The organism is Paraburkholderia edwinii (assembly GCF_019428685.1).
Classification (GTDB): Bacteria; Pseudomonadota; Gammaproteobacteria; order Burkholderiales; family Burkholderiaceae; genus Paraburkholderia; species Paraburkholderia edwinii.
Genome location: NZ_CP080095.1, coordinates 1,061,179 through 1,082,676 on the forward strand (window position 1 = coordinate 1,061,179; position 21,498 = coordinate 1,082,676).

General features: G+C 64.7%; 14 protein-coding genes. 2 read left to right on the top strand and 12 right to left on the bottom strand.

What is annotated here, in order from left to right; translation table 11 throughout:
- Positions 1-13: 13 nt before the first annotated feature.
- The 5 genes from KZJ38_RS04690 to KZJ38_RS04710 all read right to left on the bottom strand — a co-directional run bounded on the left by KZJ38_RS04690 (position 14) and on the right by KZJ38_RS04710 (position 6,486).
- Positions 14-712, bottom strand: coding sequence for a YggS family pyridoxal phosphate-dependent enzyme (locus KZJ38_RS04690; protein ID WP_219798999.1), 699 nt, complete (start codon positions 710-712; stop codon positions 14-16).
- A 153-nt stretch (positions 713-865) separates the two neighbouring features.
- Entirely contained in the window at positions 866-2,092 is a 1,227-nt protein-coding gene (glcF, locus tag KZJ38_RS04695; RefSeq protein ID WP_219799000.1) for a glycolate oxidase subunit GlcF, read from the bottom strand.
- 7 nt (positions 2,093-2,099) lie between these two features.
- A complete protein-coding gene (gene glcE, locus KZJ38_RS04700) occupies positions 2,100-3,188 on the bottom strand; it encodes a glycolate oxidase subunit GlcE (protein ID WP_219799001.1) in 1,089 nt (362 codons plus the stop codon).
- A gap of 249 nt (positions 3,189-3,437) precedes the next feature.
- Positions 3,438-4,931 (bottom strand): FAD-linked oxidase C-terminal domain-containing protein, encoded by a 1,494-nt coding sequence (locus tag KZJ38_RS04705; protein WP_219799002.1) that lies wholly within the window; start codon positions 4,929-4,931, stop codon positions 3,438-3,440.
- Between the two features lie 139 nt (positions 4,932-5,070).
- Positions 5,071-6,486, bottom strand: a complete 1,416-nt coding sequence (locus tag KZJ38_RS04710) for an FAD-binding oxidoreductase (protein ID WP_219799003.1) — start codon at positions 6,484-6,486, stop codon at positions 5,071-5,073.
- Positions 6,487-6,652: 166 nt separating this feature from the next.
- Between KZJ38_RS04710 and KZJ38_RS04715 the strand changes: the two genes are divergently transcribed.
- Complete coding sequence (locus KZJ38_RS04715; RefSeq protein ID WP_219799004.1) at positions 6,653-7,210, top strand: cob(I)yrinic acid a,c-diamide adenosyltransferase; 558 nt, start codon at positions 6,653-6,655, stop codon at positions 7,208-7,210.
- A gap of 136 nt (positions 7,211-7,346) precedes the next feature.
- Here the strand turns inward: KZJ38_RS04715 and KZJ38_RS04720 are convergent, their stop codons facing one another.
- From KZJ38_RS04720 to KZJ38_RS04745, 6 genes are all read right to left on the bottom strand, one after another.
- Positions 7,347-7,679, bottom strand: coding sequence for a helix-turn-helix domain-containing protein (locus KZJ38_RS04720; RefSeq protein WP_219799005.1), 333 nt, complete (start codon positions 7,677-7,679; stop codon positions 7,347-7,349).
- Positions 7,676-8,020 (bottom strand): type II toxin-antitoxin system RelE/ParE family toxin, encoded by a 345-nt coding sequence (locus KZJ38_RS04725; protein ID WP_219799006.1) that lies wholly within the window; start codon positions 8,018-8,020, stop codon positions 7,676-7,678. Before KZJ38_RS04725 ends, KZJ38_RS04720 begins: the two co-directional genes overlap by 4 nt.
- A gap of 193 nt (positions 8,021-8,213) precedes the next feature.
- Positions 8,214-9,287 (bottom strand): 3-deoxy-7-phosphoheptulonate synthase AroG, encoded by a 1,074-nt coding sequence (gene aroG, locus KZJ38_RS04730; protein WP_219799007.1) that lies wholly within the window; start codon positions 9,285-9,287, stop codon positions 8,214-8,216.
- 375 nt (positions 9,288-9,662) lie between these two features.
- The gene (gene tldD / locus KZJ38_RS04735) at positions 9,663-11,129 is read right to left on the bottom strand and encodes a metalloprotease TldD (RefSeq protein WP_219799008.1); all 1,467 of its coding nucleotides are present in this window, start codon (positions 11,127-11,129) and stop codon (positions 9,663-9,665) included.
- A 147-nt stretch (positions 11,130-11,276) separates the two neighbouring features.
- The gene (locus KZJ38_RS04740) at positions 11,277-12,146 is read right to left on the bottom strand and encodes a carbon-nitrogen hydrolase family protein (RefSeq protein ID WP_219799009.1); all 870 of its coding nucleotides are present in this window, start codon (positions 12,144-12,146) and stop codon (positions 11,277-11,279) included.
- Between the two features lie 148 nt (positions 12,147-12,294).
- Positions 12,295-16,572: a YhdP family phospholipid transporter gene (locus tag KZJ38_RS04745; protein ID WP_219799010.1), complete on the bottom strand. Its 4,278-nt coding sequence runs from the start codon at positions 16,570-16,572 to the stop codon at positions 12,295-12,297.
- Positions 16,573-16,805: 233 nt separating this feature from the next.
- Here KZJ38_RS04745 and glnE point away from each other — a divergent pair, with 233 nt between their 5' ends.
- Complete coding sequence (gene glnE, locus KZJ38_RS04750) at positions 16,806-19,607, top strand: bifunctional [glutamate--ammonia ligase]-adenylyl-L-tyrosine phosphorylase/[glutamate--ammonia-ligase] adenylyltransferase (protein ID WP_246641639.1); 2,802 nt, start codon at positions 16,806-16,808, stop codon at positions 19,605-19,607.
- Between the two features lie 145 nt (positions 19,608-19,752).
- Here glnE and recN read toward each other — a convergent pair whose 3' ends face one another.
- On the bottom strand, positions 19,753-21,444 hold the full coding sequence (gene recN / locus KZJ38_RS04755; protein ID WP_219799012.1) for a DNA repair protein RecN: 1,692 nt from the start codon (positions 21,442-21,444) through the stop codon (positions 19,753-19,755).
- Positions 21,445-21,498: the final 54 nt, after the last annotated feature.

A 21,498-nucleotide genomic window follows, 5' to 3' on the forward strand; every position in this document is an offset into this window, starting at 1 on the left:
TCCGGAAGAGGGTTCAGTTGGAATAGTCGCGAGCGCCGAAGATCGCGGTGCCGATGCGCACCATCGTCGCGCCTTCGAGCACGGCCGCCTCGAGATCGTCCGACATGCCCATCGACAGGGTATCGAGCTCGAGCCCGGCGGCGCGCAGCCGGTCGAACAGTTCGCGCAACGCGCGATGTGGCACGCGCTGCTGCTCGATGCTGCCGGCGGGCTCCGGAATCGCCATCAGACCGCGCAAGCGCAGCGTCGGCAGCGCGGCGATCGCGTGCGCGACGTCGGCGGCTTCTTCGGGCAGCACACCGGATTTCGACGCTTCGCCGCTCACGTTGACCTGCACGCATACATTGAGCGGCGGCATGCCGTCGGGCCGCTGTTCCGCGAGCCGCTGCGCGATCTTCAGACGATCGATTGAATGAACCCAGTCGAAACGCTCGGCGACGGGGCGCGTCTTGTTCGATTGCAGCGGCCCGATGAAATGCCACTCGATCGATTCGCGCAGATCGGCGAGCGCGTCGAGCTTCGTTAGCGCTTCCTGCACGTAGTTTTCGCCGAACGCGCGCTGGCCGGCCGCATGCGCGGCACGGACGTCTTCGGCGGGAAAGGTCTTCGATACCGCGAGCAACGCGACCGAGCGCGGGTCGCGGCCCGCGACTTGCGCGGCGAGCGCGATGCGCTGGCGCACCGCGTCGAGATTGTGGATCAGGTCGGGCATGACAACGTCTGCAAAGGGTCGGTGGCGTCCAATTATACGGATGCGATGGCGGTGCACCGTGTCAGCGCATCGCTGTGCCGCCATGCGGTCGTGCACAGGTTCGTCCGCTTTCGCGTACGCGGCCCGGGTGCGCGCGTTCGGGTGACTGGCCGGTCACCCGGCCAGCATGTGCTCGACGAGCTCGATCCAGTGCACCACCGGCATCGACGTGCCGCTTTGCAGATGCGCAATGCACCCGACGTTCGCCGACACGATGATCTGCGGCTCTTGCGCATGCAGGCGCTCGAGCTTCTGGTTCCGCAACGCATACGACAGCGCCGGCTGCGTCAGCGAATACGTGCCGGCCGAACCGCAGCACAGGTGACTGTCGGCGGGCAGCCGCACGTCGATGCCGAGTTCGCCGAGCAGATGCTCGACCTTGCCGCGTATCTGCTGCCCATGCTGCAGCGTGCAGGGCGGATGGAAGGCCACGGTATGTACCGCGCGCCGGCGCGTGAGGGCGGTCAGCGGCTCCTCGAACTCAGGCAGGATCTCGGCGATGTCGCGCGTCAGTTCGACTATGCGGCGCGCCTTCTCCGCATACACCGGATCGTCGCGCAACAGGTGCGCGTATTCCTTGACCGTCGCGCCGCAGCCCGACGCGTTCATTACGATCGCTTCGACGCCCTCTTCGACGTACGGCCACCATGCGTCGATGTTCGCGCGCATGTCATCGAGCGCTTCGTCGTTGTAGCCGAGGTGCAGACGGATCGCGCCGCAGCATCCGGCGTCCGGCGCGACGATGGTTTCGATGCCGAGCGCGTCGAGTACGCGCGCGGTGGCCGTGTTCACATTCGGCATCATCGACGGCTGCACGCAGCCGGAGAGCATCAGCATCTTGCGTTCGTGCTTCGAGGCGGGCCATTCGAGCTGGCGCTGGCGCGCAGGCACCTTGTCGCGCAGCTTCTTCGGCAGCAGTGGCCGCACGTGTTGTCCGAGGCGCATGACCGGCGTGAACAGCGCTTCGTTCGGCACGAAGCTCGCCAGTACGCGGCGCAGCACACGCTGGCCGAACGGCCGCGACACTTTTTGTTCGGTCAGCTTGCGACCGATCTCGACGAGCCGGCCATATTGCACGCCCGATGGACAGGTTGATTCGCAATTGCGGCAGGTGAGGCAGCGATCGAGATGCAACTGCGTGCTGCGCGTGACCGGCGTGCCTTCGACCATCTGCTTGATCAGATAAATGCGGCCGCGCGGGCCGTCGAGTTCGTCGCCGAGCAGCTGGTAGGTCGGACAGGTCGCCGTGCAGAAACCGCAATGCACGCACTTGCGCAGGATCGCGTCGGCTTCCGCGCCGTCGGGCGTATTGCGAATGAAGTCCGCGAGGTTGGTTTGCATCGCGCGCTCAGAAGTCGGGGTACAGCCGGCCGCGATTGAAGACGCGAGCCGGATCGAAAGCGGCCTTCAGGCCGCGGTGGATCTTCATCAATGGCGCCGGCAACGGCGTAAACACGCCGGCGCTGCGATCGTAGCCGTGGCCGGTACGGAAAATCGTGGCATGGCCGCCGGCCTGCTTGGCGCTGATGCGCACCGTTTGCGCATCGGCGTCGGTGATCCACCAGCGCTGCGCGCCGCCCCATTCCATCATCTGTGCGCCCGGCAACTGCAGCGGCTCGGTGATGGTCGGCAGTGCGAGCCGCCAGAGCGCGGCCTTGGGTGCGATCGCCGCAAAGAACGGGTCCGTCTGCTCGCGCAAGCCGGACCAGAAACGTTCCGCTTCGACCGCGTCGACCACTTCGCCGCCGAGCGACGAACGCGCCGATTTGACCGCCGCTTCCGCTCCGCCGAGACGCAGCACGAGGGTGCCGTTGCGCCATGCGCTCGCGCTGACGGGCAGCGGCCGGCCGCCCCATTCGTTGAGCTTACGGACCGCATCGGTGCCGTTCATATCGAACTTCAGCGTGATTTCCGCCTTCGGGCGCGGCAGCACCTTGACCGACAGTTCGAGAATCAGTGCGAGCGTGCCGAGCGAGCCGGCCATGAGCCTCGAGACGTCGTACCCGGCGACGTTCTTGACGACCTGGCCGCCGAAGTGCAGCACCTGACCGTGGCCGTTCATGACGACCGCGCCGAGCACGAAGTCGCGCGGCGCGCCCGCCGACTGACGGCGCGGGCCGGCGATACCCGCGGCGATGCAGCCGCCGAGCGTCGCTTGCGGGCCGAAGTGCGGCGGTTCGAATGCGAGCATCTGGTCGTGCTCGGCGAGCGCCGCTTCGATTTCCGCAAGAGGAGTGCCCGCGCGCGCGGTAATCACCAGTTCCGCTGGATCGTAGGCAATGATGCCGCGGTGGGCGCGCGTATCGAGGACCTCTCCTTGCAGCGACTGGCCGTACCAGTCTTTCGTGCCGCCGCCGCGAATCCGCACTGGGCGTCTTTCGGCGGTGGCCGAACGGATGCGTTCGGACCATTCGGCGACGATGTCGTCCTCATCCATGGCGTCGTGTTTCGTTGTAGTGGTTTCGATTGTACCGGGCGGCGCTCGCCTGGCAACCCGGAACGGACCCGTACGGGGACCCCTGAGCGGCGCTATGGGAGATGCTTTGCGGAGTCAGTAAGAACCCGGATGTAGGGGCCGTGCGCGAGGCAGGCGGGCAAGAAACCGGTGCCTGCGCGTTTGCCTGCAGCGCAGGCCATACGCCACAGGCATCAGTGAAGGATTCCGGTTACCGTGCAATGGCGTCGACTAGAAGCGCGGCAGTTCCGGATGCGGTAACAGGCCCGCGCGAATATGCATTTTGCCGTACTCGGCACACCGCGCGCGCGTTGGGATGCCCTTGTCGGGGTTCAGCAGGCCGGGTGGGTCGAACGCGCGTTTTACCGCATGAAACGCATCGCGTTCCTCAGGAGAAAATTGCACGCACATCGAATTGATTTTCTCGATCCCCACGCCGTGCTCACCCGTGACGGTACCGCCGAGCTCGACGCAACTCTCGAGAATATCCGAACCGAATGCTTCGGCGCGATGCCATTCGTCGAGATCGTTGCCGTTGAAGAGAATCAGCGGATGCATATTGCCGTCGCCCGCATGGAACACGTTGATGCAGCGCAGGTTGTACTTCTGTTCCATCGCTTCGATACGCGCGAGCAGCGGCCCGATGCTGCGGCGCGGCACCGTGCCGTCCATGCAGTAGTAGTCGGGCGAGATGCGGCCGGCCGCCGGAAACGCGTTCTTGCGTCCGGACCAGAAGCGTAGCCGCTCGCTTTCCGAACGCGAGATCTGGATACGCGTTGCGCCATGCTCGCGCAGCACCGCAGTCATCCTGACGATTTCTTCGCTGACTTCTTCAGGTGTGCCGTCGGATTCGCATAGCAGGATCGCCGCGGCATCGAGGTCGTAGCCCGCGCGGACGAATTCTTCGACCGCGCGCGTGGCCGGCTTGTCCATCATCTCGAGGCCGGCCGGAATGATGCCCGCGGCGATGATGCCGGCGACCGCGTCTCCGCCTTTCACGACGTCGTCGAAACTCGCCATGATCACCTGCGCGGTCTGCGGCTTCGGAATCAGTTTGACCGTGACCTCGGTGACAATCGCGAACATGCCTTCGCTGCCGACCACCACCGCGAGCAGATCGAGGCCCGGTGCATCGGGGCTCAGCGAACCGAACTCGACCACTTCGCCTTCCATCGTGATCGCGCGCACGCGCATGACGTTGTGCACGGTCAGGCCGTACTTCAGGCAATGGACGCCGCCCGAATTTTCAGCGACGTTGCCGCCGATCGTGCAGGCAATCTGCGACGACGGGTCCGGCGCGTAGTAGAGCCCGTACGGCGCGGCGGCCTCGGAGATCGACAGGTTGCGCACGCCGGGCTGGACGGTTGCGGTACGCGCATACGGGTCGACTTCGATGATCTTGCGAAAGCGCGCGAGCGATACGACCACGCCGTGCCGGATCGGCATCGCGCCGCCCGACAGGCTCGTGCCCGCGCCGCGCGGCACGATCGGCACATCGAGCCGATGGCAGATCTGCACGACGCGCTGCACTTGCGACTCGGTTTCGGGCAGCACGACGGCCAATGGCAGACGCCGGTACGCGGCGAGGCCGTCGCATTCGTAAGCGACCGTATCTTCCTCGCGATATAGCAGACAGTGGGTCGGCAGCACGGCCATCAAGGCCTGCACGACTTCGCGTTGCCGTTGCGCGAGCACTTCAGCGGACAGTTCGGCGGGCGCGTTCATGGTCTGTCTCCTCGTATTGACTTGTTGTGGGGGCGCCGGGTCCGGCATGCGCGGTTCGTCTTCGTTATGGGGATGCGCGTGCGGGACGTTCTTCGGCCCGGCCAGTCAGTTCATGCTTATTTTCGTCCTCATTTTCGTCCTATGCCGCCCACGAAAATATCTTGCCTGGGTTCATCAGGTTGCGCGGATCGAGCGCGTGCTTGATCGCGCGCATCGTGTCGATCGCAACCGGGCCTGCTTCCTCGACGAGAAAATCGATCTTGTGCAGGCCCACGCCATGCTCGCCGGTACACGTGCCATTCATTCGCAAAGCTCGCTGCACGATGCGCTGGTTCAGGCGCTCGGCTTCGGCGAACTCCTCGGGCCGCTGCGGATCGATCAGCATCGCGACGTGGAAGTTGCCGTCGCCGGCATGTCCGACGATCGGGCATGGCAGCGGCGACGCCTTCAGATCCCGCTCCGTTTCGACGACGCATTCCGCGAGCCGTGAAATCGGCACGCATACATCGGTGGTGACCGCGCGGCAGCCGGGCTTCAATTGCAGCATCGCAAAGTAGGCGTTGTGCCGCGCGTTCCACAGGCGGCTGCGGTCTTCGGGATGCGTCGCCCATTCGAAGCCTTCGCCCGCGTTCTGCGCGGCGATTTCCTGCACGAGTTCAGCCTGCTCCTTCACGCCGGCTTGCGTGCCGTGAAATTCGAAGAACAGTGTCGATGCTTCGCGCAACGTCAGATTCGAATGGCGGTTGATCGCGCGAATCGCGAGTGCATCGACAAACTCGACGCGCGCAATCGGCACGCCCATCTGGATCGTTTCGATGACCGTGCGCACGGCCGTTTCCATCGATGGAAACGCGCACACGGCGGCGGACACGGCCTCCGGTAGCGGATAGAGCCGCAGCGTGATTTCGGTGACGACGCCGAGCGTGCCTTCCGAGCCGACGAAAAGACGCGTCAGATCGTAGCCCGCCGAAGACTTGCGTGCGCGCGTGCCGGTACGGATCACGCGGCCGTCGGCCAGCACCGCGCTGAGGCCGAGCACGTTTTCGCGCATCGTGCCGTAGCGCACCGCGTTCGTGCCGGACGCACGCGTCGCGGTCATGCCCCCGATGCTCGCATCGGCGCCGGGATCGATCGGGAAGAAGAGGCCGGTGTCACGCAGTGCAGCATTGAGCTGCTTGCGCGAAATGCCGGGCTCGACGGTGACGGTAAGGTCTTCCGCATCGATCGACAGCACACGGTTCATTTCGGCGAGATCGATCGACACACCGCCTTGCACCGCGAGCAGATGACCTTCCAGCGACGAGCCGTTGCCGTAAGGAATGACCGGCACGTCGTATTGACCGCAGAGCCGGATGACGGCCTGCACGTCTTCCGTGTTGCGCGCGAAGACGACCGCATCCGGAAGCTGCGGGTCGAACGGTGACTCGTCGCGGCCGTGATTCGTGCGGACCGCATCGGCGGTCGACACGCGTTCGCCGAAGGCGGATTTCAGCGCGCCAAGCAGTTCAGCGGGGAAAGGGCGGCGCACGGCGGCGGGCGGCGCGGGATGGTTCACGCTGGTCTCCTGTAAGGCATATTTGTTGCAGCGGGTTTAAATCATTCTACGCCGAACGCCTGGCGGCAAACATGGGGTGACGAGGGCGGCGGCGATCCGCGTCCAAAACTTATAATGGCTTCGACCGAGGCGCATTGCCGCGACAGAGGATGAGAGGAACGACATCATGGGTCACCGCCTGAGCAAGATTGCGACGCGCACCGGCGACGACGGCACGACGGGCCTCGGCGACGGCAGCCGCGTGCGCAAGGACGATGCGCGCATCGTGGCAATTGGTGAAGTCGACGAGCTCAACTCACATATGGGCCTGCTGTTGTGCGAGAGCCTGCCCGACGATGTGCGCGCGGCATTGACAGCGATTCAGCATGATCTGTTCGATCTCGGTGGCGAGCTGAGCGTGCCCGGCCACACGATGATTGCCGATGCGCATCTGCGCCGGCTGGACGGATGGCTTGCCGACTACAACGCGACGCTGCCGCCGCTGAAGGAGTTCATCCTGCCCGCAGGCTCGCGAGCCGCTTCTCAGGCACATGTTTGTCGAACTGTGTGCCGTCGCGCGGAGCGCGCGATCGTTGCACTCGGGACGATGGAGGGCGTGAGCACGGCGCTGCGAGGCTATGTGAACAGGTTGTCGGATCTGCTGTTCGTGCTCGCGCGCGTGCTCAATAGAGTGAATGGCGGCAGCGATGTGCTATGGCAGCATGATCGCTCGGCGAAGAGGTAGAGGCGAAGAGGTAGAGGCGAGGGGTAGAGGCGAGGGGTAGAGGCGAGGGGTAGAGGCGAGGGGTAGAGGCTGCATAGACTTCACATTCGATCAGTACGCAGCTTCGACCCGCTTCACGTTGATTCAACCCGCGACGCTACCCGACAGCCAGCGTCACCGGCTTGCCGATGCGGCTCAACATTTCGACAAGCGTGTCAATGGTGAACTTCGACGTTTTCTTGTTCACGACATCGGACACACGCGGCCGGGACACCATCAGAATTTCGGCCGCTTCCGCCTGCTTCAGATGATGCTGTTCGATCCAGCTCGAGAGTTCGGTCATAAGCTGTTCCTTCAGCACGCGCGTGTCGTTGATCTGCTTTTGCGAAGCGGCATGCAGACGCTTCGCTTCTGCCGCGGAGAAGCCGAGTTCGAGGAACAGGTTCGCCCCCGGCTTCGTTACGTGACGGATTTTAGTATCGATCGTCATTGCTCTGCCTTCCTAACATTTGCTAAAGCACGATACCGTGCTTCGGCGGTTTCCCTGTCTTGTTTGCTCGTTGCCTGCGTTTGCTTCTGGAAGCAATGCAGAACATAAATGGCTTCGACAAACTTTGCGACATACATCACGCGAAATGTACCTTCTTCTTCATGAATGCGAATTTCGCGCGTCCCTGCACCGACCAGTTCAAAGGGTTTCCAGTTGTCCGGGTCAAGCCCGGCTTGTACTTTGGAAAGCTGAAAGCCTGCTTGCCGCCGTGCTTCCTCCGGAAACGCCAGAAGGTCGTCATAGCTGGAGCCAACCCAGCGAATCTCTTTTTCCCGACTCATACGCTCCCTTCATGTACAAAATGTTGTACCGATATTCTTCTCAAGTCAAGTCCTTTCGACATGCTTGCGAAGAACGCTTACGGTACCCGTGTCGTACATGAATGAACATTCGTCCGGATGGCTAACGATAAAAAAGCCCGGCACGGTGGCCGGGCTTTTCAAGATGCAGTGGAGCGTGCTGCTATCGCATGATTCAGTTGCCGCTGCCGCGTGCGATACGGCGTTGTCTGACGGCGTCGGCGAGTCCGTCGAGTACGCCGATGCTTTCGTCCCAACCGATGCATGCATCGGTGATGCTCTGGCCGTATGTCAGCGCGCAGCCCTTCTGCAGATCCTGGCGGCCCGCGACCAGATGCGACTCCACCATCACGCCGACGATGCGCTCGTCGCCGCCCGCAATCTGGCGGCCGATATCGGCGCAAACCGGAATCTGGTTCTCATGCTTCTTCGAGCTGTTCGCATGGCTCGCGTCGATCATGAGCCGTGCGGCGAGGCCGGCCTTGCCGATGTCCGCGCACGCGACATTGACGCTCTCCGCGTCGTAGTTCGGCGCTTTGCCGCCGCGCAGAATGATGTGGCAGTCTTCGTTGCCCGCTGTCGACACAATCGCCGAATGGCCGCCCTTCGTTACCGAGAGGAAGTGGTGCGGTTGTGATGCTGCTTTGATCGCATCGACGGCGATCTTCACATTGCCGTCAGTGCCGTTCTTGAAGCCCACCGGGCACGACAGCCCTGAAGCCAGTTCACGATGCACCTGCGATTCGGTCGTGCGCGCGCCGATTGCGCCCCACGAAACCAGGTCGGCGATGTACTGCGGGCTGATCATGTCGAGAAATTCGCTGCCGGCCGGCAGGCCCAGCTCGTTGATATGCAGCAGCAGCTCGCGCGCAGCGCGCAAGCCGTCGTTGATCTTGAAGCTGTTGTCCAGATGCGGGTCGTTGATGAGGCCCTTCCAGCCGACCGTCGTGCGCGGCTTTTCGAAGTACACGCGCATGACGATTTCGAGTTCGCCCGCGAGGCGTTTGCGTTGTTCGATAAGACGTCCCGCATACTCGAGCGCGGCCTTCGGATCATGAATCGAGCACGGACCGATGATGACGATCAACCGGTCGTCCATGCCGTGCAAGATGCGATGCAATGACTGACGCGTGTTGAAGATCAGGTCCGATTCTTTTTCGCTGCACGGGAATTCGCGGATCAGGTGCGCGGGCGGGGTGAGTTCCTTCAGTTCGCGAATGCGGACATCGTCGGTATTGTGCGGGGGCATGTTGTTCTCCAGATACAGTTCGTAGCGTCAGTTCGTTGCGGTTCGTTGAAAATGAGCGGGAGGGCTAGGCTCCGCACATCGATCAATGGAAAAAGCGGCGGCAAAAAAAAACCGTCAGACTCGCTGACGGTTTTTCGGGAATTTCGGGTTTGCCCTTTATGCGCTAACACCCCTCTCGATCCGCCAGCGGTCTGAGATGCCAAAAGAAATAAAAATAAAACTTGGCGGACATGAGAGGAAAGAGTCGGTTCTGCAAAAAAGGTTGAGTGGCTTTATACCTTGAGCAAGCGCGATTGGCAAGCGGCGAGGCCAAAAAATGCGGAAAATCCGCACGCTTTCGGCAATTTCTGCGGAAAGCGTGCGAATCGCCTGCTATCAGACCGTGCCGCCGACCGTCATCCGGTCGATGCGCAGCGTCGGCTGGCCGACGCCCACCGGCACGCTCTGGCCTTCCTTGCCGCACACGCCGACACCCGTATCGAGCGACATGTCGTTGCCGATCATGCTCACGTACTTGAGCGACTCCGGCCCGCTGCCGATCAGCGTCGCGCCCTTCACCGGATAGCTGATCTTGCCGTTTTCGATCATGTAAGCCTCGGATGCCGAGAACACGAACTTGCCGTTCGTGATGTCGACCTGACCGCCGCCGAAGTTCACCGCATAGAGGCCGTTCTTCACCGACGCGATGATTTCCTGCGGATCCTTGTCGCCGTTCAGCATGTACGTGTTGGTCATGCGCGGCATCGGCAGCGCCGCATACGATTCGCGGCGCGCGTTGCCCGTGACCGGCATCTTCATCAAACGCGCATTCAGCGTGTCCTGGATGTAGCCCTTCAGGATGCCGTCTTCGATCAGCGTCGTGCACTGCGTCGCGTTGCCTTCGTCATCGATATTGAGCGAGCCGCGGCGGTTCGGCAGCGTGCCGTCGTCGACGACGGTCACGCCCTTGGCCGCGACCTGCTCGCCGATGCGGCCCGCGAATGCCGACGAGCCCTTGCGGTTGAAGTCGCCCTCGAGCCCGTGGCCGATCGCTTCGTGCAGCAGCACGCCCGGCCAGCCCGGCCCGAGCACGACCGTCATCGCGCCGGCCGGCGCCGGACGCGCGTCGAGGTTCACGAGCGCCGCATGGACGGCATCGTCGACGTAGCGCGACAGCACGTCGTCGGTGAAATGGCCGTAGTCGAAGCGGCCGCCGCCGCCGCCTGTGCCGATTTCGCGGCGGCCGTTCTGTTCCGCGATCACCGTCACCGAGACGCGCACGAGCGGCCGGATATCGGCCGCAAGCGCGCCGTCGCTGCGCGCGACGAGCACGACGTCGTATTCGCCGGCGAGGCCCGCCATCACCTGCGTGATGCGCGGGTCGCGGCCGCGCGCCATCTGTTCAATGCGCTCGAGCAGCTTGACCTTGGCCGTCGCGTCGAGCGAATGGAGCGGGTCGGACGGCAGATACAGATCGCGGCCCGCGACGCCCGTCAGCGACGAAGCCGCCTTGATCTTCTGCTTGCCGCCGCCTGCCTTCGCGATCGCGCGCGTCGCGATCGCCGCCTGGCGGATCGCGTCGGGCGACAGATCGTCCGAATAGGCGAACGCGGTGCGGTCGCCGGACACGGCGCGCACGCCGACGCCCTGGTCGATGCTGAAGCTGCCGGATTTGACGATGCCTTCCTCGAGGCTCCACGCTTCGCTGCGCGTGGCCTGGAAGTAAAGGTCCGCGTAATCGACGCGATGCGTGAAGATTTCGGCGAGCGTGCGGGTCAGCACGGATTCGTCGAGGCCGTAGGGCGTGAGAAGGACGTCCTTGGCCGTCGCGAGATTACGGATGCTGGGTTCGATGATGTTCATGCGAAGTAGGTTCAGCTCGATTCAAGGGATTCGGACGGTGCGTATCGGTTCACATATGGGTGACGGCCGATGCGCTTTCAATGTGTGGGAGTTCTCGTTTGGGTACATGCGATTGCGCGGAACGACACCGGATAGTAGCGGGCGGCGCTAGCCGAGCACACGATGGCGGTACGCCGGCAGGCTTTGCCGCACTTCGTCGATGCGGGCCCGCTCGATCGTGCCGGCGACGACGCCCGCGCCTTCGTCGCGCACGTCGAGAATTTCGCCCCAAGGGTCGATCAGCATGCTATGTCCCCACGTGCGGCGGCCATTTTCGTGCTTGCCGCCTTGCGCTGCGGCGAGCACGTAGCACTGGTTCTCGACAGCACGCGCGCGCAGCAGCGTTTCCCAGTGCGCGCGCCCGGTTGTATACGTAAACGCTGACGGCACGACGATCATCGCGCAATCGCCGAGGCGCCGGTACAGCTCCGGAAAGCGCAAATCGTAGCAGACCGACAGGCCGACCCGCCCGAACGGCGCGTCGAAGGCGCGTACGGCTTCGCCGGGGCGGATCGTGCGCGCTTCGTCGAACGATTCGTCACCTTTTTCGAAGTTGAACAGGTGGATCTTGTCGTAGCGCGCGACCTCGCGGCCCGCGGGGTCGAACACGAGCGTCGTGTTCAGCACGCGCGACGCTTCCGGCGCTGTCAGCGGCAAGGTGCCGCCGATGATCCACACGCCATGCCTGCGTGCCGCATCCGACAGAAAGCGCTGGATCGGGCCGTCGCCGTACGGCTCGCGTACGGTGAGCTTGTCGGTGTCCTTGAAGCCCATAAAGCAGAAGTACTCGGGCAGCAGCACGAGTTGCGCGCCGCCGGCGGCGGCCTGCGCGATGAGCTTGTCGGCGTCGGCGAGGTTGCGGTCGCGATCGGGCGTGCTGACCATCTGCAGCGCCGCGACGCGGTACGGGGCGGCCAGTGGTGACGACGGTGACGCTGATGTCTGGCCGACCGGGGATTGCGCGTGTTGATCGCTCATGAGCGTATCGAAAGATTCCTTTCGGGGCGGCGCGCGCCACAGGGCGCGACGCCGGGCATGGACGGAACTGCCCGGAAACTGCGCGGAACTGCCTGGAAACTGCGCGACAGCAGTTGTGCAGTGCAACGAGCGTATTGTCGGAACTCGCCTATTGGGTCACTGCCGCCTGCGCCGCGGGTACGTTGTTCATATTACCGCGATCGCCGTGGACCCGCTCGACGTGAGGCTTCGCCCACGATCCGGTGATCGCATAGTCGAGTACGAACGCGTGCTCGAGCGACTGCGACAGTACGATGTCGCCGACCAGCGCGCCGAGCCCGATCAGCGGATTGATGATCGTCGCCGCGACGACGCCCGCGCCGACGCTGACGGTCGGAAACACGCGCACGTTCAGATCCTGCGTTTCGTGCGCAAGGTCGACGCTGCCGCTCATCTCGGCGCGCGCCGGTGCGGTCACCAGCTTGAAGTTGTTCGTGCGGCCGACGCCGTCGGTAATTTCGCTGGTGCCCGTGACGCTCGAAAACGGCAATCCTTCGCCGATCACATCGCGGAAGTTGAGCGTGGCGAAGCGCGCGAGGCTTTGCAGGCTCACCACGCCGAGCAGCTTCGCCACGCCGGGGTCGACTTTCAGAATCTGCCCGTGGCGCAGATCGACCGCCAGATTGCCGTCGAGCGTCGAGTAGTCGATTCGTGTCGGACCGCCTAGCCACGTCAGCTTGCCCGACAGCGAGCCTTCGCCGTCTTTCAGCGTGCGCGGCAGACCGGCGCGTTCGAGCAGCTCGCCCGCATTTTTCACGTCGAGCTTGAAATCGACCGCCGTGCGGCGCGGCGTGCTCTGGTCGGTGACCGCGCCGTAGTCGCGCAGCGTGCGCCAGTTCGCAGTGGCCGTGAAAGTTGCCGCCGGGTTGCTGATGTCGAGCTTGTCGAGCTGCCAGACCGGCACGCCGTCTTCCTCGAAATTGCGCGCGTCGACCTCGAGCCGGCCGACGTCGCGGCCGCGCACGATCAGTTCGTTGACGACGAGGTCGATGCTTGGCATGTTCTGCGCGGGCTGCTGCATTGCCGGCCCGAGCAGATCGTTTTCGGTGGCGGCCGGAATCACGAGGCGCGCGAGGCGCGCCTGCAGCGTGCCCGGCGATTCGCGCGTCGCGCCCGGCAGCCACGACACGTGGCCCGACACCTGGTTCGACGCGATGTTCGCCTGCCAGGTCCGGTCGTAATGCGACGCGCCGACCACCACGCTTTCCCAATGGCGCTTGAGCAGCGTCAGCGTGCCGATGTGCAGCGCGAAGCGGTTCGGGATGAATTGCGCGGTCGTCTCGCTCGGCGGCACGGGCGCCACGCCCTGGTTCGCATTGCGCATCTGGATAAAGAGCGCGCGCCAGGCGTCGGCATCGAGCGTGTCGAGATCGATCGTGGCGGCGACGCCTTCGGAAGGCAGGTCCGCGGGCCGATTTACGCCGATCGCGCCGCGCACGACTTTCGGCATTTGATGCGGTTCGCCACGCAGCAGATAGGTCGCGGCAATCGGGCCGATGTTGAGATCGGCGCGTTCGAGACCGCTGTCCGCGGCGCTGTTTCCACTGCCGTCCCCGCCGCTATTCACCGTATTGCTGCCGCCTGCGCCGGCTGCGCCGTTTTCTCCATTTGCTGGCGGCTTGAACGAAAAACTGAGCGGCATTGGCGTGCCGGCGGGCTTGTTGAACGGCGCGGGGAAGTCGAGCGCAAGGCCGGTCAGATCTGAGTGCCCCGACACTTCGGGCAGCCGGCCCTTCGCGCCGCGTACGCTGAGCGCGTACGGTGCGCCACCCTGGATGTGGCTTAGCACCTGCGGCGCGAGTCCGCGCAGATCGAGCTCTCGCGCCGCCTCGAGCGCGACGTGCCCATTCAGATCGACCGCGTAGGTGCCGTTCTCCTTGAGTCCGCCGTTCGCATGAATATCGCCGCCGAAAAAGTGCCCCGCGAGATTGTCGACCTGCGCGGTGCGCTCGGTGAAGTGCACCTTGCCCGTCAGTTGCGACAGCGGCGGCACCTTTTCCATCGCGAGCCGGTTGTTCTCGAAGGTGATCGCGCCCGCGACGCCGACCTTCGGCCGCGGCGCGTGCGGGTCGAGCGGCGCACGCGGCACGGTCAGCTTCAGCGCGAGCGCGGCCGGGCCCTCGGCCTTCACCTTGCGCGTGATGTGCTTCGTGATGATGCCGATCGAGCTGTCGTCGACGTAGTCGAGCATGTCCGACAGCGGCCCGCGCCCGGTGCCGGTGATGACGAGCCCCTTCGAGCGGTCGGCGAGATCGTCGATCTTGCCCGTCACCTTGTTGACCTTCACGCCCTTGTAGTGCCCGCGATCGACGTCGAAGCGCAGCACGTTTTCCTTCAGCGAGAACACCCCGTCGATGCCTTCGAAGCCCGGCCAGATGCTGGGCGCGCCGTTTCTCAGCGTGCGCGGCGGGAACGGCGTCGGGTCGAAGCGGCCACCCGTAAACGGCGCGACGATACGGAACACGCCCGCTTTCGGATCGCGCGCATACGGGAATTTCTCGAGATTTCCGTGGATCTGGATGGTGCCGCCGCGCGACATGCCTGCCTGCAAGCCGTGACCCAGATACAGGCGTAGCTTTTCGCTGATGCTGGTCGGCAGATAGCGGACGATCCGCGCAACCTTTGCTTGCTCGAAGGTCGCGTCGAGGTCGAGCGAGCCGCGCCCGTGTCCGACATTCGAATAGCTCGCGCTGGCCTTCGCGACGGTGTCCTCGTTCGCGACCGTGAGTTCGGACACGTCGACCTTGAACGCCCGGTGCTTGTCGCCCGCCGCGATGGTCGGCGCGACCGTCCACGTGCCTTTGCCCTGCAGGCGGTCGAAGGTCAGGCGTGGGTCGTCGAACACGCCCGGCAACGTAATGGCCGCCTTTCGCGTGTCGAGCGTGATCGAGCCTTGCTTCTCGTTCGCGTCGATCGACCCCCACAGGTTTTCGAAGCCCGGAATGCCGGCGCGCGGATGGCCGCGCGCGGTCAGCCCTGGCGGTGGCTCCTGGGCGGCGACGCTGATGCCTTGCAGATTGCCCTTGAACGTGTAGTGGATGATCGGCTCGGCGCCGACCTCGGCGCGTTCGGTTGCGGCTTCGCCGGACTCCGGCTTGTCGCGCTCGACTTCGATCGTGTAGTCCGACACGATGCCGCGCGGATTGAAGCGCACGAGGCTGTTCAACAGACGCCGCGGCAGCGGCAGCGCGCGGCTGAATTCGGCGAGGATGCCAAGGTCGACGCGATCGCCCGTAAAGCGGATCAGTTGACCATGCTGGATGCTCTGCTTGCGAAAGCGGCCGTCCAGCGTGCTGAATGCGAGCGCGCGTGTCACCGGTGTGCCGTCGGTCAGCGGCGGCTGGCCGAGCTCCGCCCGCAGGTTGTGAAGCTGCAGCGTGTATTCGTCGGCTTCGTGCGCGAACGTCCACGAGAAACGCGCGACCGGCACATCGAGCTTCGGCTGGGTCGGGCGCACACGCAGCGCAATGTCGCTGCCCGTCAGCTCGCCGGTCGCGGAAAGGATTCGCCCTTCCGAAAACTCGAGCCAGATCGCATTGTCGATGCGGCCCGCGTACGTTGTGATCGGGAAGTCGATATAGCGCGCAAGCATCGGCAGGTCGACGGGCCCCGTCGACAGATACGCGCTGCCGCTCCAGTTGATCGGCTTGCCCATCGCGCCGGTCCGTGCGTTTTTGAAATGTGCGCGAAAATCGAGCGGTCCCGATAACACCTTGCCGTCGGCGGGCGCCTGCAGTGCAAAGCGATGTTCGTCGCCATCGTTAAGAATCGCGAGGCGGATGTTCTGCAGTGCGATTTCCGGCACGTTCTTCTGCGCGTCGCGCCAGCGCAGCGTGCCGCCGCGCAGGATCATGGCCTGCTGGCGCAACAGCCACGTGGAAAACGTGTCGTTGCCCGTATGGCCCGTCGGCAGTGGCACGCCGGCCACCGATAGCGTGCCGTCGTCGTTGCGCTCGACGAGCAGATCGGGTTGATCGACGATGAGGCTCGAGAGAATCGGCTTGAGCTTCCACAAGGTGCTCCACGAGACAGTCGCGGTAGCGTGCGGAATCGACAAGGCGACATGGCCGTTGCGATCGCGAATCGTGAGATCGGAGACTTCGACACCGGGCTGGAAGCTGATCCAGTGCGGCGTCAGCTTACCGATCGACAACTGCGCGTGGATTTTTTCGGAGATCGCCGCTTCAATGCGCGGACGAAACGATTCGACTTGCGGCAGCACGACATAGCGCAGCCCGAGCACGAGCAGCAACGTGAGGAAGTACGCGACAAGCGCGACGCCCAGCACGAAGTGAAGGGTATGCCGCAGCACCACATGGTCGCCTCCGCTGTCGTGCCGGACGCGTCCTACGTCGTGCCGTTCAGCGGGCAGGTTTCGCTCGGACATGCTTAAGGCAGGTTGGGCGTATGGTAGTTTTGCGGACTAACGATGAAATGTATCACACGAGCCGTCACGAAGTACTTCCGGCAAACCCTGTGCCGGTGGGGCCTGGCGGCGAGCCGGACGAATTTTTTGCAACGCTTTTGCAAACCTGCTCGCGTGACTGCGGGCGGGTGCGGCAAGCGGGAATCAGTGCAAACCATGGAAGTCAGTCGAAGCAACGAGCGAGCCAGATACCGATGACCGATACGACGTTGTTGAGTTCCAGCTATTCGAATTACGCCTGTCGCGCGTATGCGGCGCGGCCTGAACTGGCGGAGCGCGTCGCGGCACTGGCGGCGGCGCCCATTACGCGCGAGCGGATCGACGCGCGCCTGGATGAACTGTGTGGACTGGAGGTTGAAAATCGCGCGGCCGCTGACGCATCGCTGACCGAAGAAGCACTGAAACAGGCGCTGCGGCAGTTGCGTATCGACGTGTTTTGCGCCGTGATGGAGCGCGATCTTGCCGGTCAAGCGGACGTCGCCGAAGTCACCGGCACGATGACCGACCTCGCCGAAGCCACGATCCAGCGCGCGCTCGCCGTGTTGTCGGCCGAACTCGAAGCGCAGTTCGGCGAGCCGCGCGGCCCGGACGGCGAGCGGCTCACGCTCGGCGTGGTCGGCATGGGCAAGCTGGGCGGTCGCGAGCTGAACGTGTCGTCGGATATCGATCTGATCTTCGTCTACGAAGACGACGGCGAGACGGCCGGCGGCCAGCGCGCCGCGATCGCGACGCAGGAATACTTCACGCGGCTCGGCAAGCGGCTGATCGCCGCGCTCGCCGAAGTGACGAGCGACGGCTACGTGTTTCGCGTCGATATGCGGCTGCGGCCGAACGGCGATTCGGGGCCGCTCGTATGCAGCCTCGGCATGCTCGAAGAGTATTTCTATGTGCAGGGGCGCGAGTGGGAGCGCTATGCGTGGATCAAGGGGCGTCTCGTGTCCGAGCCGGCCAGCGCCGAGGCGCGGCGCCTCGCGAAGCTGCTCGACGCGATCGTGATGCCGTTCGTCTATCGCCGCTATCTCGACTTCGGCGTGATCGGTGCGATTCGCGCGTTGCATCTGCAGATTCGCCAGGAAGCGCAGCGCCGTGCGTCGATGCGGCCGGACCAGGCCGACGACATCAAGCTTGGCCGCGGCGGCATACGCGAAATTGAATTTAGCGCACAAGTGTTTCAACTGATCCGTGGCGGCCAGGACTCGGGCTTCCGGATCCGGCCGACCCTCGCGGTGCTGCGTCATGCCCACTCGCGCGGGCTGATTGCGACGCCGGTCTGCGAGGCGCTCACCGATGCTTACCGCTTTCTGCGCGAACTCGAACACCGGCTGCAATACCGCAACGATGCGCAGACGCATGCGATGCCGGTCGACGACGGCGAGCGCGCGAGTCTCGCGCAGTCGATGGGCTTTGCCGACTACGCCGCGTTGATGGCGACGCTCGATGCGCACCGCGAGCGCGTCGAGCAGCAGTTCGATCAGATCTTTGCCGACAAGGCGAACGGCGAAGGCGGGCGCGCTGCGCACGACGACGGCGCGGCCGCGTGGGTGTGGAGCACCGCGCTTGCCGACGACAGCGCCGGCGACGCGCTGGCCGCGCGGCTCGTCGAACTGGGCATTGCGGAGCCTCAAGCGCTGCTGGCACGGATGCAGGCCGTGTGGAACTCGTCGCGCTACACGGGGCTGCCCGAGCGAAGCCGCGAGCGCTTCGACATCGTCGCGCAACGCACGCTCGAAGCGGCGCGCAGGCTCGAGCCGCCGGAGCGGCGTGGCGACACCGTCGCGCGTGTATTCGATCTGCTTGAGGCGGTGAGCCGGCGCGGCGCGTATCTCGCGCTGCTCACCGAGTATCCGCAGGCGTTGCATCGGGTGCTGTCGGTGCTCGGCGTATCGCGCTGGGCGGCCGGTTACCTGATCCGCCATCCGCAGCTGCTCGACGAACTGCTCGACGACGAAGCGATGGCGAGCCCGTTCGACTGGGCCGAGTTCAAGCGCACGCTGCGCCTGCGACTCGCGGCGGCGGATGGCGTCGAACAGCAGATGGACCTGCTGCGGCACGCGCACCAGGCGGAGGTGTTCCGCATTCTGCTGATCGATCTGGCCGGCAAGCTCAGTGTCGAGCATGTGAGCGACCGCCTGTCCGAGCTCGCCGACGCGGTGCTCGACGTCACCATCGAAGCGGTCTGGAATCAGCTCGCGAAGCGCCACCGCGATGTGCCGCGGTTCGCGATCATCGCGTACGGCAAGCTCGGCGGCAAAGAGCTCGGCTACGCATCGGATCTCGATCTGATCTTTTTGTACGACGATCCGGCCGACGTCGCGCCCGATGTCTATGCGACGTTCACGCGCCGGCTGATCTCGTGGCTCACGACCGCGACCGGCGCCGGCACGCTGTTCGACATCGATCTGCGCTTGCGGCCGAATGGCGAATCAGGGCTGCTCGTCACGGATCTCGATGCGTTCCGCCGCTATCAGCTGCGCGAAGGCGACGCGGCGAATACCGCATGGGTCTGGGAGCATCAGGCGCTGACGCGCGCGCGCTATTGCGCCGGCGACACGCAGATCGGCGCGCGCTTCGAGGCGATCCGCGAACAGGTGCTGACGATGCCGCGCGAAGCGGCGCCGCTGATGAAGGAAATCGTCGAGATGCGCGAGCGCGTCGAGGCCGGTCATCCGAATCGCACGCCGCTTTTCGACCTGAAGCACGACCGCGGCGGGATGGTCGATATCGAGTTCACGGTGCAGTACTGGGTGCTGCTGCATGCGGCGCGCGATCCGGAGCTGATCCGCAATACCGGCAATATCGCGTTGCTGCGCGAGGTGTCGCGGTTTGGGCTGATGAGCGGCGACGAAGCGGAGACGGTCGGCGCCGCTTACCGGCGGTACCGGAAGCTGCAGCATCAGTTGCGGCTCGACGGCATGGAGAAGGCGCGGGTCGAGACGGAAACGGTCAGCGCGGAGCGGGAAGCGGTGTTGCAGCTTTGGAAGCGGGTGTTTGGGTAACGCGCGAGCTGCTCGAGTTCTTGGGAGGGGTTTTATAGCGGCTATGAAGGGTTTTAAAGCGGCTATGAAGCGGCTATGAAGCGGCTGCGAAGCGCAGGGCCGCCTTGGTATGGGACGGCCCCGCTGCTTCGTTAGCGTGTGAAGGTTATGCGGTCAGCATTTCCTTCGCGTGCTTGCGCGTCGTTGCGGTGATCTCGAGGCCACCGAGCATCCGCGCGACTTCCTCGATCCGGCTCGCCCTGTCGAGCGGCGTGACGGTGCTGAACGTCGAGCTCTTGCTGCCCTTGCCGTTTTTGCCGTTCGTGCTCTTCGCGACCTGGAAGTGATGGTCGCCGCGCGCGGCGACTTGCGGCAAGTGCGTCACGCACAACACCTGACGGTCGTGGCCCAGCTGATGCAACAGCCGCCCGACCACTTCCGCGACGCCGCCGCCGATGCCGGTATCGACTTCGTCGAAGATCAGCGTCGGCGTCGGGCTCGCCGTGCTCGCGATCACCGCGAGCGCAAGGCTGATACGCGCAAGCTCGCCGCCCGACGCGACTTTCGCGAGCGGCCGCAACGGCACGCCGGCATGGCCGGCCACGCGGAACTCGATCTGCTCGAGCCCATGCGCGCCGCCTTCCGGCAACGCGACCAGCGACACTTCGAAGCTGCCGCCTGCCATCGACAGTTCCTGCATGCCGGTGGTTACCGCGGAGCCGAGGGCCTTTGCGGCTTTTCCGCGCGCCTTCGACAACTGCTTCGCTTCTGCGAGATACGCGTCCTTCGCTTTGCTCTCGACGGCGCGCAGGCTGTCGAGGTCAGCGGCGGCGTCGAGCGCGTCCAGCTGCGCGCGGCGCGCCTGATGTTCTTCAGGCAATGATTCGGGCTGCAGCCGGAATTTGCGCGCCGCCGAATGCAATGCGTCGAGACGCTTCTCGACTTCCGCGAGCCGGTCGGGGTCGAGTTCAAGCCGCTGCGCATAGTGCGACAGCGAGTACGACGCTTCCTGCAACTGGATCTCGGCCGGTTCGAGCGCGGCGAGCGCATCGTTGAGCGCCGGGTCGATTTCCGCGAGATCGCGCAGCTTCGAGATAATCGCGCCGAGGTGCGTGAGCATCGCGTCGTCGGATTCGGACAGTGCCGCGAGCGCGCCCTGCACACCATCGATCAGATTCGCGGAATGCGACAGACGCCGGTGTTCGTTATTCACCTCCTCCCATTCGCCGGGCTGCGGCGCGAGCTTGTCGAGCTCGGCGAGCTGCCATGCGAGCCGTTCGCGTTCGAGCTGCAGTTCGCGGTCGCGCGACTGCGCGTGCTCGACGGCCTGCGCCGCATCGCGCCAGCCGCGCCACGCGCGCGACACGGCAGCGGCCACGTCGGCGAGCCCCGCATGCGTATCGAACAGCTCGCGCTGCGCGTCAGGGCGCATTAGCAATTGATGCGCATGCTGGCCGTGGATGTCGACCAGCATTTCGCCAAGCTCGCGCAACTGCGTAAGTGTTGCGACCGTGCCGTTGATGAAGGCCCGCGAGCGGCCGTTCGCATCGATCACGCGGCGCAGCAGGACGGTGCCGTCCTGCGCTTCGTCGTCTTCGGGCTGTGCGGCGAAAGCCTGCTCGTCGAGCCATTGGTCGACCAGCGTGTGCGTGTCGAATTCGGCGGTGATGTCGGCCCGTGTTTCGCCGGTGCGCACGACGCTCGCGTCGGCGCGCGCGCCGAGCGTCAGGGCAAGCGCGTCGATCAGGATCGACTTGCCGGCGCCGGTTTCACCGGAGAAGACCGTAAAGCCGCTGTCGAATTCGAGGTCGAGTGCGGCGACGATGACGAAATCGCGAATCGAGAGGTGGCGAAGCATGGAGTCGGCTTGTTTGTGGTGTCCGGCAGCGTGCGGGTTGGGTAGGGGAATTGT

What these genes read in the sequence shown, in the direction of transcription:
- glcE (WP_219799001.1), bottom strand. Translation starts at nt 3,188, where the DNA reads ATGGATGAGGACGACATCGTCGCCGAATGGTCCGAACGCATCCGTTCG.
- KZJ38_RS04705 (WP_219799002.1), bottom strand. Translation starts at nt 4,931, where the DNA reads ATGAACGCGCCCGCCGAACTGTCCGCTGAAGTGCTCGCGCAACGGCAA.
- KZJ38_RS04690 (WP_219798999.1), bottom strand. Translation starts at nt 712, where the DNA reads ATGCCCGACCTGATCCACAATCTCGACGCGGTGCGCCAGCGCATCGCG.
- KZJ38_RS04740 (WP_219799009.1), bottom strand. Translation starts at nt 12,146, where the DNA reads ATGAGCGATCAACACGCGCAATCCCCGGTCGGCCAGACATCAGCGTCA.
- KZJ38_RS04715 (WP_219799004.1), top strand. Translation starts at nt 6,653, where the DNA reads ATGGGTCACCGCCTGAGCAAGATTGCGACGCGCACCGGCGACGACGGC.
- glnE (WP_246641639.1), top strand. Translation starts at nt 16,806, where the DNA reads ATGACCGATACGACGTTGTTGAGTTCCAGCTATTCGAATTACGCCTGT.
- KZJ38_RS04725 (WP_219799006.1), bottom strand. Translation starts at nt 8,020, where the DNA reads ATGAGTCGGGAAAAAGAGATTCGCTGGGTTGGCTCCAGCTATGACGAC.
- recN (WP_219799012.1), bottom strand. Translation starts at nt 21,444, where the DNA reads ATGCTTCGCCACCTCTCGATTCGCGATTTCGTCATCGTCGCCGCACTC.
- KZJ38_RS04745 (WP_219799010.1), bottom strand. Translation starts at nt 16,572, where the DNA reads ATGTCCGAGCGAAACCTGCCCGCTGAACGGCACGACGTAGGACGCGTC.
- aroG (WP_219799007.1), bottom strand. Translation starts at nt 9,287, where the DNA reads ATGCCCCCGCACAATACCGACGATGTCCGCATTCGCGAACTGAAGGAA.
- tldD (WP_219799008.1), bottom strand. Translation starts at nt 11,129, where the DNA reads ATGAACATCATCGAACCCAGCATCCGTAATCTCGCGACGGCCAAGGAC.
- glcF (WP_219799000.1), bottom strand. Translation starts at nt 2,092, where the DNA reads ATGCAAACCAACCTCGCGGACTTCATTCGCAATACGCCCGACGGCGCG.
- KZJ38_RS04720 (WP_219799005.1), bottom strand. Translation starts at nt 7,679, where the DNA reads ATGACGATCGATACTAAAATCCGTCACGTAACGAAGCCGGGGGCGAAC.